This is a genomic window from uncultured Sphingomonas sp. (genome assembly GCF_937871615.1).
Classification (GTDB): Bacteria; Pseudomonadota; Alphaproteobacteria; order Sphingomonadales; family Sphingomonadaceae; genus Sphingomonas.
Genome location: NZ_CALMPA010000021.1, coordinates 71,259 through 85,926, shown reverse-complemented (window position 1 = coordinate 85,926; position 14,668 = coordinate 71,259). Strand labels below are relative to the sequence as shown.

Genomic DNA, 14,668 nt, shown 5'->3' with positions numbered 1-14,668 from the left:
ATCGCGCCCGAGTGGAGGCGGGAATGCGCATCATGCTGGTCGAGGATGACGTCGCGCTGGCGCGGGGCATCGCATCGTCGCTGGAATCCGAGGGGCTGTCGGTCGATATTTTCGGCACCGGCGAGGATGCGCTGATGATCGCGCCGAGCGAGCCTTATGCCGCGATCGTGCTTGATCTCGGCCTGCCCGGAATGGACGGGATCGAGCTGCTGCACCGGCTGCGCCAGATCGGGGTGGCGACGCCGATCCTGATCCTCACCGCGCGCGATCGCGTCGACGATCGCATCACCGGCCTCGATCGCGGCGCCGATGATTATATGGTCAAGCCGTTCGATCCGCGCGAGCTGCATTCGCGGGTGCGCGCGCTGATGCGGCGGGCGCATGGCACGCCGGCGCCCGTGCTGCGCCTGGGCGCGCTGGAATTCGATCGTTCCAGCCGCAGCGTGCTGCTGGAAGGGGTGGCGGTGCCACTGCGTCCACGCGAACTGGCGGTGCTTGAAACGCTGATGACCCGCCCTGGCAGGCTGGTCGGCAAGGAGCAGCTTTCCGCCGAGGTGTTCAGCTTCGACGACAATGTCGGGATCAACGCGCTTGAGGTCTATGTCGGCCGGCTACGCCGCAAGCTCGGCGAGAAGGGGCCGGTGATCCGCACCGTGCGCGGGCTGGGCTATATGATCGAGGCGGCGTGAGCGCGATGCACCGCCGCTATAAATCATTGCAAAGGCGGCTGATCGTCGCGGTGATGCTGCCGCTGGCGCTGCTCGTCATGCTGCTTGCCGGGATCACCGGATGGGTCGTGCGCGATACCGATCTGGACACGCTCGATCGCGTGCTCGTGGGGTCGGTCCGCACGCTCAGCCTCGCTTATGACCAGCCGCCCGAGGTGCGGCAGAAGATCGCCCCGCTCATCATCCATCTGCTCAAGCGGCGCGCGCGCCCGGTGGTGAATTTCAGCGTCTATCACGGGCGCCATGTGCTGATGGGCGATCCCGCGCTGCGCCCGCCGGCGGATTATGGCGTGGCGGATCACGGCGTGATCGACCGACATCCCCCCGCCGAATTCAAGAAGCAGGCGCGCGATACGCCGATGGTGCGCGGCTATATTGATGCCGGGGACGCAGACAATGTGGTGCAGGCGGCCTATCTACGCGATGGCGTGCTGCATGGCCGCCCGGCGCGGATCGCGACCGAAATCCGCCGCTTGCGGGATAATGGCGAACTCGTCGCGATCCAGATCGCCGATTATGTCGACGATCAGCGCGTCTATAATTACGGCTATTTCGCGCAGATCGTGGCGGAAGGCGTGCTGGTGCTGTTCGTCGCCGGGTTGCTGGTGTGGCTGGCGATCGGCTGGGGGCTGCGTCCGTTCACGGCGCTGACGCGGCAGGTGCGCGACGCACAGAGCGATCCCGCGCCGCAATTCCGCCTGCAGCTCCAGCCGGATATGCCGCGCGAAACCGTGCCGTTCGTCGAATCCTTCAATGGGCTGATGACGCGGCTGGAAAAGGTGAACGAGTCGCTGCGCCAGTTCACCTCCAGCGCCTCGCATCAGATGCGCACGCCGCTGGCGGTGGCGCGCGTGCATCTCGATGTGCTGCGCCGCGCGGGGCCACATGCGCCGCTTGCCAGCGCGGCGATCGGCGACATCACTTATGCGGTGGAATCGCTCGAACGGCTGCTGCTCCAGTTGATCGCGCTGGCGCGTACCGATGAGCAGCCGATCGCGCCGCTCCAGCGCTTCGATCTCACCGCGCTGGCCGGGCGGGTGACGGCGGATCGCGCCGCACAGGGCGAGGATGACGGCATCGACATCCTGTTTTCCGCCGGCGGCCCGGTGCAGGCGCTGGGCGATCCCGGCCTCGCACGGGAGCTTGCCGGCAATCTGATCGACAATGCGATCCGTTATAACCGGCCCGGCGGCACGGTGCGCGTCGCGATCGAGCATCAGCCGGGCAGCGCGCGCCTTGTGGTGGAGGATGACGGCCCCGGCATCCCCGAGAGCGAGCGCGAGAAGGTGTGGGAGCGTTTCTACCGTGTCGCGCGGGAGGGGGCGCCGCCCGGCAGCGGGCTGGGTCTGCCGATCGTTCGCGCGCTGGCGGAGCGGATGGGCGCGACGGTGGCGCTCGCAACACCCGAAAGCGGCGTGGGGCTGCGGGTCGTGGTGGATTTTCGCGCCGCGCAATAGTCGCCTCGCCCGTGGCGTATGACAGGTTGACGACAGCGATACCGCCTAGACCGGCTTCGTAGTTCGCGCAGGGATTCCTGCGCCGCATCGAAATACGGGAGAATGGCAGATGGCGGCTGGGCGTTTGGGATGGATGGCGGCTTCGCGTGTCGCGCTGGCGGCGGTGGCGATGGCCACGCTCGTCACGCCGGCGATGGCGAAGGAGCGCGACGCGCTGACGATCACGCCGGTGCCGAGCACGGCGATCGCAGGCCAGTTCACGCTCACCGCCGTTGGTGATCTGATCTATCTTCGCCCGATGCTGGCGACGATCGAGAAAAAGTCGCCCGAGATGCTGCGCATCCTGCGCCGTGCCGACGTGACCTATGGCAATTTCGAGGAAGTCGTCTTCGATCTGCCCACCTTCAAGGGCGCGCCGCAGGCTGAATCCGGCGGCACCTGGATGCTCGGCGATCCGAAGGTGGTCGACGATCTCGTGTCGATGGGCTTCGATATCGTCAGCACCGCCAACAATCACGCGACCGACTGGGGCGCGGAAGGGCTGATCGAAACGATCAAGCGGCTCGACGCGGCGAAGCTGGTCCATGCCGGCACCGGACGCACCATGACGGAGGCGCGCGCGCCGAAGTTCCTCGATGCGCCGCAGGGCCGGATCGGGCTGGTCGCCGCCACCTCCACCTTCACGCCGATGACGCCCGCGGCAGACCCGCTCGGCATGGTGCCGGGGCGGCCCGGCGCCAATGTGATCCGCACGAAGGAGATCGGGCTGGTTTCCGATGCGGACCTCGCGGTGCTGGCGCGGATCGCGGGCGCGAAGCCCGGCGCGGCGGTGAAGCTCGGCGAGCGCACCTATCGCGCCACGCCTTCGCCCAAGGCGCCGGTGACGATCGAATATGAGCCGAATACGAAGGATGAGGCGGGCAATCTGCGTTCGATCCGGCAGGCGAAGCAGAACGGCAATTTCGTCGTCTTCTCGTTCCACAATCACGAGCCGAATGAATCGACCCAGCAGCCGCCCGCGTTCACGGTCGATTTCGCGCGTCGCGCGATCGACGAGGGCGCGGATTCGTTCATCGCGCATGGCCCGCATCAGTTGCGCGGGATCGAGATCTACAAGGGCAAGCCGATCTTCTATTCGCTCGGCAACTTCGCGATGATGAACAACTCGCTCGATCATCTGCCGGCGGACATGTACGAGCAGTTCGGCGTCAATCCGGCGGAGGTTACCGCGCCGGAATTCCTCCAGGCGCGCGGCTCGGCGATTTTCGCCGATCCGAACCTTTATGAATCGGTGATCGCGGAAAGCCGCTACGTCGATGGGCGGATCGCGGAAATCCGCCTCTATCCGGTCGATCTCGGCGTGAGCGCGAAGGGCGCGGAGCGCGGCGTGCCGCATCTGGCGGACGCGACCGTCGGCGCGCGCATCCTCGATCGCCTCGCGCGGCTTTCGGAGCCGTTCGGCACGAAAATCGCGATCGAAAAGGGCGTTGGCGTGATCCGTGTTTCCAGCGCGGGAAAATAAGCTAGATCAGTTCGCAGATATTACGGGGGATTAGATGAATCGTTTCCAGCTTGCCCTTTCCGCCTGCCTGCCGGTTTTCGCGATGCTCGGCGCAACGCCCGGCGCCGCCAAGCCGGCAGCGGGCGCCGAAGCGTCGATGCGCGCGCTTTATGCGAGCCGCCCGTTCGATGTCGCGCGCAAGTCGCTCGCGGCGGATTATGATCGCATGGTCAGCGAAATCACCACGCTGACCGAGATTCCCGCGCCGCCGTTCAAGGAGGCGAAGCGCGCCGCGGCTTATCTCGAAATGCTGCGCGCCGCCGGGCTCCAGGATGTGGAAATGGATGCCGAGGGCAATGTGATGGGGCTGCGCAAGGGCACCGGCGGCGGCCCGCTGCTGGTCGTCGCTGCGCATCTCGATACGGTTTTCCCCGAAGGCACGCCGATCAAGGTGCGCCGCGAGGGCGATTATCTCCATGCGCCGGGGATCGGCGACGATACCAGCAGTCTGCCGGTGCTGCTCGCCTTCATCCGCGCGCTCGACAAGGCGGGCATCCGCACCAGGAGCGACATCCTGTTCATGGGCGATGTGGGCGAGGAGGGGCCGGGCGATCTGCGCGGGATGCGGCACCTGTTCACCAAGGGCAAGTACAAGGGCCGCATCGCGCAGTTCATCTCGATCGAGCCGGGCCGCGATCGCGTGACCAACGGCGGCGTCGGGTCGAAGCGCTACAAGGTCACCTTCACCGGGCCGGGCGGGCACAGCTATGGCGCGTTCGGGCTGGTCAGCCCGGCCTATGCGATGGGCGATGCGATCGTTGAATTCGGCAAGATGAAGGTGCCGGCGCACCCGCGCACCACCTTCAACGTCGGTGTGGTCGAGGGCGGCACCTCGGTCAATTCTATCCCGTTCGAAACCGCGATGACGGTGGACATGCGCTCGGAGAGCAAGGACGAACTGGCCAAGGCCGACGCCTATCTCCATTCGATCCTGCCCGGCGCGGTGGATCGCGAGAATGCCGCCCGCTCCACCGCGCGCGGCAAGATCAGCTATGAGGCGAAGCTGATCGGCGATCGTCCGGTCGGCCACACCGCCGACGACAATGCGCTGGTGCGCACCGCTTATGCCGCGATCGCGGTTGGCGGCGGCAAGCCGGAACTGGAAAGCAGCTCGACCGACGCCAACATGCCGATGAGCCTGGGCATTCCCGCGATCACGATCGGCTCGGGCTTCGCCTCCGAGCGTTCGCATTCGCCTGGCGAGCGGCTGAAGCTCGATCGCGAGGATACCCTGCGCTACATGACGATGAGCCTCGCCACCGTCATCGGCGCGGCGGGCATCGCGAAGTAATACGCCGCTTAAGTCCCTCCCCCCTTGAAGGGGAGGGGCTTGATTGGGCTGACTATTTCGCTGGTGCCGTCAGGCCGTGTTCCTCCAGCATCGGGCCGATATCGGGGGCCTTGCCGTAGAACGCCCTGAACATCGGGCCATAATCCTCGGTATGCCCCTTGCTCAGGATCATGTCGCGGAAACGCTGGCCGTTTTCGCGGGTCATCCCGCCATGGTCCATGAACCAGTGATAGGCGTCATGCTCCAGCATCTGCGTCCATAGATAGGCGTAATAACCCGCCGAATAGCCGTTCGACCAGATGTGCAGGAAATAGCTGCTGCGATAACGCGGCGGCACGTCCGCCACGTCCAGCCCGGTCGCGGCGAGCGATTTCGCCTCGAACGCATCGACATCCTGCTTCGGCGCGCTCGCGGGCAGCGAATGCCAGTCCATGTCAAGCATCGCGGCGGCGATCACCTCGCCCAGCGCATAACCCTGGTTGAACTTCGCGGCCTTCTTGATCTTGTCGATCAGCGCGGCGGGCATCGGCGCGCCGGTGCGATAATCCTTCGCGTAATGCTCCAGCACCTTGGGATCCCACGCCCAATGTTCGTTGAACTGCGACGGGAATTCCACGAAATCGCGCGCGACATTGGTGCCGGATACCGCCGGATAGGTCTGGTTCGCGAACAGCCCGTGCAGCGCATGGCCGAATTCGTGGAACATCGTCGTCACATCGTCCGAACTGACGAGCGCTGGCTGGCCGGGGGCGGGCTTGGTGATGTTGGCGACGTTATAGACCACCGGCTTGGTGCCGAGCAGCTTCGATTGGTTCACGAAGTTAGACATCCAGGCGCCGCCATTTTTATTGTCGCGCTTGAAATAATCGAAATACATCAGGCCGAGTTCTGATCCGTCCTTGTCGTAAACGGTATAGACCATCACGTCGGGCTGATAGACGGGAATGTCCGTGCGCTTCTTGAAAGTGATGCCGTAAAGCTGGTTGGCGGCATAAAAAACGCCGTCTTCCAGCACGCGATGCAGCTCGAAATATGGCTTCACCTCATTCTGATCGAGATCGTATTTCGCCTTGCGCACCTCGGCGGCATAATGATCCCAGTCCCATGGCTTGAGCTGGAATTTGCCGCCGGTCGCGTCGATCTGCGCCTGAAGCTCGGCGGCCTCCCGTTTCTGCGCCGGCTCCGTCGCGGTGGCGAGTTCGCGCATGAAGCCGGTTGCGGCCTCGGGCGTCCGCGCCATCTGGTCGTAAAGCGTATAGGCGGCCCAGTTCGGATAGCCGAGCAGCTTGGCCTTTTCCGCGCGCAACTGCGCGATCTGCTGGATCGTGGCGCGGGTATCGTTGGCGTCGCCCTTTTCGGCGCGGGTCCAGCCGCTGTTGAACAATGCCTCGCGTGTCGCGCGATCGGTCAGGTCTTCCAGATCGGGCTGCTGCGTCGTGTTCTGGAGCGGGATCACCCATTTGCCGTCGAGCTTGCGATCGTGCGCGGCGCTCGCGGCGGCGGCGATCTTGCCATTGTCCAGCCCGGCGAGCCGCGCCTTGTCGTCGATCACCAGCGCCCCGGCCTTGGCGGCGGCGAGCAGCTTCTGCTGGAAGCTCGTTTCCAGCCCGGCGAGGCGGGTGTTGTAATCCTTGAGCTTCGTCTGATCGGCGGCGGATAGCTCGGCGCCGGCGTGGACGAAGCCGTCATAATAGACCTTCAATACCTGCGCCTGCTCCGGCGTCAGCTTCAGCGCGGCGCGCTCGTTCCACAGCGTCTTCACCCGGCGGAACAGCCTGGGGTTGAGGTTGATCGCGTCCTGATGCTGCGAGAGCTTCGGCGAGACCGCGGCCTGCACCTTGTCGAGCGTGTCGTTGGTATTGGCCTGCACCACGCCGAAGAACGTCAGGCTCACGCGATCCAGCATCCGGCCCGACCGCTCCAGCGCGGCGATCGTGTTGTCGAAGGTCGGCGCGGCGGGATTGTGCGCGATTTTCGTTATTTCGGCCAGATGGAGCTTCATCGCCGTGTCGAACGCGGGCTGATAATCGCTGTCTTTGATCTGATCGAAGCGCGGCGCCTGAAATGGCAATGTGCTCGGTGTCGTGAAGGGATTGGCGCGCGGGGATTGGGCGGACGAGGGCAAAGCGAGGCTGGCGGTGCCGGCGAGCAGCGCCGATGAAATGATAAAGCGAAGTGCCATCAAACAATTCCTCCGATGGAGTCGGCCCTTGCGGGACATGGCGGCAGGGGTGAGACTTTGCGCGAAGCGGCGCAAGGGGCCGCAGTGCCAGCCGCAATGTCGGGCATATGATTTCCCGGATTCTGTTGTTTCGGTGTTTCAAGGCTCCTAGGCGTGGCCAACGCGGAGTCGCCTGCCGAGGTTGTGTTTGTTGGCCGTGCCTGATCCAGTTGCAATTGCCTCGCCCGGCGTGCGCGGAGGAGAAGGGTGACTGCGCGCTGGGGGGCAAATGCCGCGCTCTTTTCGGCAAAATGCTTCATCGGCGCGATGCTGGCCTATTGGATCGCGCTTCGGATCGGGCTGACGCGGCCTTATTGGGCGGTCGCCACCGCCTATATCGTCGCGCAGCCGCTGGCGGGGGCCGCCGTTTCCAAGGCGATCTTCCGCCTGATCGGCACCGCGCTCGGCGCGACGGCGGCGGTGGTGCTGGTGCCCAATCTGGTCAATGCGCCGGAGCTTCTCTCGCTGGGGCTCGCTTTATGGCTTGGCCTGTGCCTCTACATCTCGTTGCAGGATCGCACCCCGCGAAGCTACGTCTTCCTGCTCGCGGGCTATACCGCGAGCATCATCGGCTTTCCCAGCGTCGAGGCGCCGGGCGCGGTATTCACCACCGCGCTGCTGCGTGTGCAGGAGATATCGCTCGGTATCCTGTGCGGCAGCCTGGCGCAGGCGGTGATCCTGCCGCAAACCGTGACCAGCCAGTTGCTGAACCGGATCGAGGCGATCCTTGACGATGTGGAGCGATGGACCCGCGACGCGCTGGGCGAAGCGCGTGATGAGGCGCTCGATCGCGATCGGCGGCGGCTGGCGCTTGATATCAACGAATTGCATCAGCTTTCCATCCATTTGCCGTTCGATACCGCGCGTTTCCTGCCGCGCGTGCGCACGGTGCGCGCGTTTCAGGATCAATTGTCGCTGATCCTGCCGCTGGCGAGCGCGGCCGAGGACCGCATCATTCAGCTTCGCGCGATCGGCGCCTTGCCCCCGGCGGCGGAGGCGCTGGTCGCGCGGATTCGTGAGTGGCTCGCCATGCCGCCGCTCGACGTGGAGACGCGCGCCGCGCTGATCGAGGAATTGCTCGCCGATGCGCGCGCGCTTGAGCCTGCGGCGGCGGCCCCGCTCGTCTGGGGCGATGCGTTGTTGCTCAGCCTCGCCGCGCGGCTCGCGGATCTTGTGTCGGCGCATCATGCCGTGCGCGATCTGCGTGAACAGATGCGCTCGCCCACCCGCCGCGCGGTCAGCCCGGTCGTCGCGGCTGCGCTGGCGCAGACCTCGCGCCGCGCGTTTCACCGGGATCGCCCCGCCGCGTTGCGCGCCGCGCTGGGCACTATCATGACGATCCTGCTCGGTTGCGCGTTCTGGATCGGCACCGGCTGGGCGGACGGCGCGGGCGCGGTCCTGATCTCCGGTGTCGCCTGCGCATTGTTCGGCGCGAGCGATGATCCGCGCCCGATGATCCTGTCGTTCCTGTGGGGCACGATCATCGGCGTCGTGCTGGCGGCGATCTATGCCTTCGCGATCATGCCGCGCGTCACCGATTTCATTACGCTCGCCGCCGTGCTCGCGCCGGTGCTGCTGGTGATAGGCAGTCTGCTGACCGTGCCCAGGGCCGCGCTGATTACCACGGGTGCGATGATGGGGTTCATCAATATCGTCGGGCTGAACGATCATTATTCCGCCGATTTCGTCGCTTTCGCCAATGGGGCACTGGCGCAGATCGTCGGCACCGCGTTCGCGGCTGTCACGGTGGGGTTGTTTCAGGTGATCGGCGCGGACCGCAGCGCGGCGCGGATCATCCGCGCGGGCTGGCGCGATATCGCGCGGCGCAGCACCTTGCCGGGGCGATCCAATGTCACCGCATGGGTCAGCAAGATGCTCGACCGGATCGGGCTGCTCGCCCCCCGGCTGGCGGCGATGGGCGACGATCCGGGGCGCCCGATGCTCGATGCGCTTCGGGATTTGCGCGTCGGGGTGACGGTGGGCCATTTGCGCGACCTGCGGGTTGACGTGGGCGAGGCGGCGGCCGGGTTGATCGCCCCGGTTCTTCATGGGGTAGGCCGCTATTATGCCGCGCGACGACTCGATCAGCCGCCGCCCGATGACGCGGCTTTGCTGGAAGGAATAGATCAGGCGATGCGGGCCTTTTCGTATGACGAGGATGCCGATGTGCGCCGCCGCGCGGTGCTCGCGCTGACCGGGTTGCGCCGGAATCTGTTTCCGGGTGCGCCGCCTTATGGCGCTGGGGTGGCCGCATGAACGGCGAGGTCGATATCGCGGGCGTCTATATGCCCGGCCTGCTCGTGCTGGCGTTCGCGGCGCTGGTCATCACCGGCATATTGACCCGGCTGCTGGGGATGGTCGGCGCCTATCGCCTGATCGCTTATCGCCCGCTCGTCGATGTCGCGCTGTTCGTCATCGTGCTCGGCCTGCTGGTTCTTCTTTTCGTATCGGACGTTAGGCTGCCATGAACCGTTATCTCGCCCCGCTTGGCCGTATCGCCGCGACATTGCTGCTGGTCGTGGTCGCGGTGCTCATCGCGATATGGTTGTGGCGGCGCTACGAGGTCGATCCCTGGACGCGTGACGGGCGGGTGCGGGCGGACGTGGTGCGCGTCACGCCGGATGTCGGCGGCCTCATCACCGAGGTTCGCGTGCGCGACAATCAACAGGTCAACCCCGGCGATCTGCTGTTTGTCGTCGATCGCCCGCGTTACGCGCTTGCGCTGGAGCAGGCGAATGCCGCGATCGAGGCGGCCCGCGCCACGCTGGGGCAGGCGCGGCGCGAGGCGAAGCGCGATCTGGCGCTCGGCAACCTGGTCGCGGCGGAAACGCATGAGCAGAACCTCGCGCGGGTCGCCACCGCCCAGGCGGCGCTCGCCCAGGCCGAGGCGCAGGCGGATGCCGCGCGGCTCAATCTGGCGCGCACCAATATCAAGGCATCTGTCGCGGGCACCGTGACCAACCTCGATCTGCATCCCGGCGATTATGTCGCGGCGGGGCAACAGGCGATGGCGCTGGTCGATCGCGACAGCCTGCGCGTCGAGGCCTATTTCGAGGAAACCAAGCTCGGCAGGATTCACATTGGTGAGAAGGCGCATATCAAGCTGATGGGCGACGATCGCGTGATCGCGGGGCATGTGGAAAGCATCTCCGCCGGGATCAGCGACAGCGAATTGACCAATACCGGCAATCTGCTTCCCAATGTGAACGCGACATTCAACTGGGTCCGCCTCGCGCAGCGCATTCCGGTGCGGATCAAGCTCGATCGCGTGCCCGCCGATCTGCGGCTGGTATCGGGGCGCACCGCGACGGTGACGATCCTGCCGGATACGGAGCTGAAGAAGTGAAGCGAGCCGTATTGGCGGTCGCCGCGCTGCTGGCGGGGTGCGTCGCCGGGCCGGATTATGTGCGCCCGGATCGTGCCGCGATCAACGCGCCGTCGGCGCAGGGCAAGTTCGACGCGAGCCACGACGCCGCCTTCACCGACGCGCCGCTCCCCGATCGCTGGTGGCGGCTGTATCGCGATCCGGTGCTTGACGGGCTGGTGACGGAGGCGCTGGCGGCCAACACCGATCTGCGCGCCGCTGATGCCAATCTGCGCGCGGCGACGGCGGTGGTGCTTCAGGCGGAGGCGGGGCGGACGGTGCAGACCACGGTTGACGCCAGCACCGGCCCGGTGCGGCCCTATGCCACCTCTTTGCCGTGGACGGGCGAGTTTTCGTACAGCGCGGCGCTGAACGCATCGCTGCCGCTCGATCTGTCGGGGCGCATCCGTCGCGCGATCGAGGCATCGCGGGCCGATGCCGCGGTCGTCGCCGCGGTGCGTGATGAGGTGCGCGTGACGGTCGCGGCGGCGACGACGCGGGCCTATCTCGCCGCGTGCGCGGCCAATCTGCGCATCGCGGCGGCGGATCGCGTGCTCGGCGTCGAACGGCAGACCTATGAGGCGACGCGGCGGCTGGAGCGTGGCGGGCGCGGAACCGCATTCGATACCACGCGCGCGCGCGCCGCCGTCGAGCAGAGCGAGGCGCTGGTGCCCACGCTTGCGGCGCAGCGGCAGACGGCGCTCTATCAGCTTGCCACGCTCGCCGGGCATCCACCGGCGGATTATCCGCGCGCGGTGGCGAACTGCGCCGCGCTGCCGGCGCTCGCTGGGCCACTGCCGGTCGGCGATGGCGCGGCGCTGCTGCGCCGCCGCCCGGATATCCGCGCCGCCGAACGCCGCCTTGCCGCCGCGACCGCGCGGATCGGCGTGGCGACGGCGAGCCTCTATCCGCAGGTGAGCTTCGGCGGGTCGATCGGCTATACCGGGCCGCTATCGGCATTGGGCGAGCGCAACGATTTCAACTTCAGCCTCGGCCCGTTGATGAGCTGGAGCTTCCCGAACCGCCGCATCGTCCGCGCGCAGATCGCCCAGGCGGGGGCCAATGCCGATGCGGCGCTCGCCGCGTTCGACGGCACGGTGCTGGGGGCGCTGCGCGATGTGGAGACGGCGCTGTCCGCTTATGCGCGCGGGCGCGATCAGGTCGCCGCGCTCGCGCGCGCGCGCGACAGCGCCGCCACCGCGACGGCGCAGGCGGAAAAGCTGTTTCGCTTCGGACGCGGCGATTTCCTGAACCTGCTGAGCGCGCAGGCCACGCTCGCCAATGCGGAGGTGTCGCTTGCCGCCGCGCAGGCCGCTGTGGCGGATGAGCAGGCGCAATTGTTCCTCGCGCTCGGCGGCGGCTGGGGCGCGAATGAGGCCGCGCCGCCACCGGGCAAGCCGTAGCGCGCGATCAGGCGGTCGGCGCGCCGCCCAATGCCTTCACCAGCGCGATGCTGGCGCGCATCCGGCTGGTCTCGACCGCGATCAGCGCGCGTTCGGAATCGAGCGCCTCGGTCTGCGCGGTGACGACCTCCAGATAATCCGCCGCGCCATCATGGTAGCGGGTAAGCGCCAGATCGCTGGTGCGCGCGGCGGCGGTGGCGGCGTCACGCTGTTCCACCGCCTGCGTCGCGAGGAGGCGCGTCGCGGCGAGCGCATCCTCGACCTGCCGGAACGCGCCGAGCACGGTTGCGCGATAATCGGCTGCCGCCTCGTCATATTGCGCGCGGGAGATGTCGATCTGCGCACGGCGCCGCCCGTCATCGAACAGCGACAGTGCCGCCGATAGCGGCCCCAGCGCCCAGAAGCTGCTGGGCGTGCTCAGCAATGCGCCGCCGGTCGTCTGCCACCCGCCCGCGAGGCCGAGCGAGAGCGATGGGAAGAACGCCGCGCGCGCCACGCCGATGCGGGCGTTGGCGGCATATATCCGCCGCTCCGCCGCCGCGATGTCGGGGCGGCGCTGGAGCAGGGTGGAAGGCGCGGTGCCCGGCAAGGTCAGCGTGCCCGGCTGAAGGATTTGCGGCGCGATCGTGAAATCGGATGCGACCGCGCCGATCAGCGCCGCTATCTCATGCTCGGTCGCGGCGCGCTGATTGGCGATGGCGGAAATCTGCGCGCGCGCATTCGCCAATATGGTGCGCGCGCGGTTTACATCGACGCCGGAGGCGATGCCGCCGTCGTGCCGCGTCGTGGTGAGATCATAGGCGCGGGTGAAGGCATCGACCGAGCGGCGCAGCAGATCGGCCTCGCTATCCAGCCCGCGCAGCCGGGTATAAGCGTCCGCCACCGCCGCCTGCAGGCTGAGCCGCGCGGAGGTGAGATCGCCCGCGCTCGCCTGCGCATCGGCGCGCGCCGCCTTCACGCTGTTGCGAACGCGGCCCCACAGGTCGATCTCATAATCGAGCGACGCGCCCACGACATAATTGTCATAGGTCTGCGCCGCTCCGCCGCCGAGCGGGCGGTTGGCGGAAAGCCGCTGGCGCGCGGCCTGCGCCCCCGCGCCGATTTCGGGGAACAGATCGGCCCCGCTCGCGCGTGCAGCCGCGCGCGCCGCGTCGTAACGCGCCAGCGCGGTGGCGAGCGTGGGGCTCGCCTGTTCGGCGCGCCGCTCCAGATCGTCGAGCACCGGATCGTTGAACGCCGTCCACCATTCGCCGCGCGGCGCGGCATCGAGCGGGGTCGCCGCCGTCCAGCCGGGAGTTTCCTTATATGTGGCCGGTGGCGCGATTGTGGGCGGGCGATAGGCGGGCGCCATCGAGCAGCCGGCAAGCGGCAGCAGCGACAGCGCGATCGCCCGCGCGCGCGCTGCCTTATTCGGCATCGGCGACACTTTTCGGCGCGCCCTGCACGCGCACATGATCGCCGGTGCGGATCGCGTCGGGCGGGTTATCCACCACGCGATCGTCCACCCCGATGCCCTGTGAGATCGAGACCGTCCGGCCCTCGTCTCGCGCGATGGTGACACGCTTCAGCGTCACGCGGCCATTGCCGTCGATCACCGCGACGCTCGGGCCGTCGCTGGCGTAGATGATCGTGCTGCCCGGAAGGCTGAGCGCGTTGCCGGCGCCCGCGCCGACCTTGAAACTCACCTGCGCGAACGCGCCGGGTTTCAGCGCGCCGTCCGGATTGGCGGCTTGAAGCTCCACCAGCACCGCGCCGGATTGCGCATCCACCGCCTGCGCGCTGCGCGTCATCGTCGCGGGGAAGGTGCGTTGCGGATATTCGGGGAGCGACAATGTGGCGGTCATCCCCGGATGCACTTCGGCCGAGGCGCCCTGCGGCACCCGCACGAACACGCGGACACGGCTGGCGTCGGATATGGTGAACAATGGCTGCGCGGCGGCGTTGCCGGCAACGACGAGCTGGCCGATCTGCGCCGAGCGGCTCGTCACCACGCCATTGAACGGGGCGTAGAGGCGGGTGAAGCCCTGCATCGCGCGCAGCCGCCGGACATTGGCGAGCGCGGCATTGGCGAGCGCGGATTTGGCGGCGAGGTCGCCCGCTTTCTCGTCGGCCTCCTGCCGCGACACCGCGTCCTTCGCCAGCATCGTGCTCCAGCGTTGTGCGGTGGTGGCGGCGAGCTTCTGGTTGGCGAGCGCGGTCTGATAATCGGCGCTGGCCTGGGCCAGTTGCTGATCCACCTCCGGCGCGTCGAGGATCGCGAGCGGCTGGCCGGTGCGGACGTGATCGCCGATATCGGCAAGCCAGCGGCGGACATAGCCGTTGGTCCGCGCATAGATTGCCGCGCTGTTCAGTGCCTGCACATTGCCCGGCAGCACTAAAGCGTCGCCTGCTGCCGCGCGGGTCGGTCGCACCACCGCTACGGTCGGCGTCGCGGTGGCCGTCGCGACCCGCTTTAACTCGTCGGTCGCGGTGATGCGGGTCGCGATGCCGGCGCCGGCCATCGCCAGCGCCACGATCCCGGCGATGATCCCGGCGCGTTTCAGCGCACGCGGGCTGGGGCCGGTGTCGGCGGAGATGGCCGGGGCGCCCGGCGGAATGTCGTCGATCGCGGCACGATCGGCGTTCGGGTGATTCATAACGGAT

At 67.3% G+C, this 14,668-nt stretch carries 11 protein-coding genes; 8 read left to right on the top strand and 3 right to left on the bottom strand.

What is annotated here, in order from left to right; genetic code table 11:
* Nucleotides 1-23: 23 nt before the first annotated feature.
* The 4 genes from Q0316_RS04890 to Q0316_RS04875 all read left to right on the top strand — a co-directional run bounded on the left by Q0316_RS04890 (nucleotide 24) and on the right by Q0316_RS04875 (nucleotide 5,037).
* Nucleotides 24-689: a response regulator gene (locus Q0316_RS04890; protein WP_298670371.1), complete on the top strand. Its 666-nt coding sequence runs from the start codon at nucleotides 24-26 to the stop codon at nucleotides 687-689.
* 5 nt (nucleotides 690-694) lie between these two features.
* A complete protein-coding gene (locus Q0316_RS04885; RefSeq protein WP_298670513.1) occupies nucleotides 695-2,185 on the top strand; it encodes a HAMP domain-containing sensor histidine kinase in 1,491 nt (496 codons plus the stop codon).
* A gap of 133 nt (nucleotides 2,186-2,318) precedes the next feature.
* Nucleotides 2,319-3,707, top strand: a complete 1,389-nt coding sequence (locus Q0316_RS04880; RefSeq protein WP_298670369.1) for a CapA family protein — start codon at nucleotides 2,319-2,321, stop codon at nucleotides 3,705-3,707.
* 34 nt (nucleotides 3,708-3,741) lie between these two features.
* Nucleotides 3,742-5,037 carry a M20/M25/M40 family metallo-hydrolase gene (locus Q0316_RS04875; protein ID WP_298670367.1) on the top strand — a complete coding sequence of 432 codons (1,296 nt, stop codon included), beginning with the start codon at nucleotides 3,742-3,744 and terminating at the stop codon, nucleotides 5,035-5,037.
* Nucleotides 5,038-5,089: 52 nt separating this feature from the next.
* On the opposite strand, the gene Q0316_RS04870 is transcribed toward Q0316_RS04875, so the two are convergent.
* A complete protein-coding gene (locus Q0316_RS04870; protein ID WP_298670365.1) occupies nucleotides 5,090-7,219 on the bottom strand; it encodes a M3 family metallopeptidase in 2,130 nt (709 codons plus the stop codon).
* A gap of 246 nt (nucleotides 7,220-7,465) precedes the next feature.
* Here Q0316_RS04870 and Q0316_RS04865 point away from each other — a divergent pair, with 246 nt between their 5' ends.
* The 4 genes from Q0316_RS04865 to Q0316_RS04850 are packed head-to-tail and all read left to right on the top strand — an operon-like array spanning nucleotide 7,466 to nucleotide 12,025.
* The gene (locus tag Q0316_RS04865) at nucleotides 7,466-9,514 is read left to right on the top strand and encodes an FUSC family protein (RefSeq protein WP_298670363.1); all 2,049 of its coding nucleotides are present in this window, start codon (nucleotides 7,466-7,468) and stop codon (nucleotides 9,512-9,514) included.
* Complete coding sequence (locus tag Q0316_RS04860) at nucleotides 9,511-9,726, top strand: DUF1656 domain-containing protein (RefSeq protein ID WP_298670361.1); 216 nt, start codon at nucleotides 9,511-9,513, stop codon at nucleotides 9,724-9,726. Before Q0316_RS04865 ends, Q0316_RS04860 begins: the two co-directional genes overlap by 4 nt.
* Nucleotides 9,723-10,604, top strand: a complete 882-nt coding sequence (locus Q0316_RS04855) for an HlyD family secretion protein (protein ID WP_298670359.1) — start codon at nucleotides 9,723-9,725, stop codon at nucleotides 10,602-10,604. Before Q0316_RS04860 ends, Q0316_RS04855 begins: the two co-directional genes overlap by 4 nt.
* On the top strand, nucleotides 10,601-12,025 hold the full coding sequence (locus tag Q0316_RS04850; RefSeq protein ID WP_298670357.1) for an efflux transporter outer membrane subunit: 1,425 nt from the start codon (nucleotides 10,601-10,603) through the stop codon (nucleotides 12,023-12,025). Before Q0316_RS04855 ends, Q0316_RS04850 begins: the two co-directional genes overlap by 4 nt.
* A 7-nt stretch (nucleotides 12,026-12,032) precedes the next feature.
* Here the strand turns inward: Q0316_RS04850 and Q0316_RS04845 are convergent, their stop codons facing one another.
* Together Q0316_RS04845 and Q0316_RS04840 are read right to left on the bottom strand one after the other, a co-directional pair.
* Nucleotides 12,033-13,442 carry an efflux transporter outer membrane subunit gene (locus tag Q0316_RS04845; RefSeq protein ID WP_298670355.1) on the bottom strand — a complete coding sequence of 470 codons (1,410 nt, stop codon included), beginning with the start codon at nucleotides 13,440-13,442 and terminating at the stop codon, nucleotides 12,033-12,035.
* Entirely contained in the window at nucleotides 13,432-14,661 is a 1,230-nt protein-coding gene (locus Q0316_RS04840) for an efflux RND transporter periplasmic adaptor subunit (protein WP_298670352.1), read from the bottom strand. Before Q0316_RS04840 ends, Q0316_RS04845 begins: the two co-directional genes overlap by 11 nt.
* Nucleotides 14,662-14,668 lie beyond the last annotated feature (7 nt).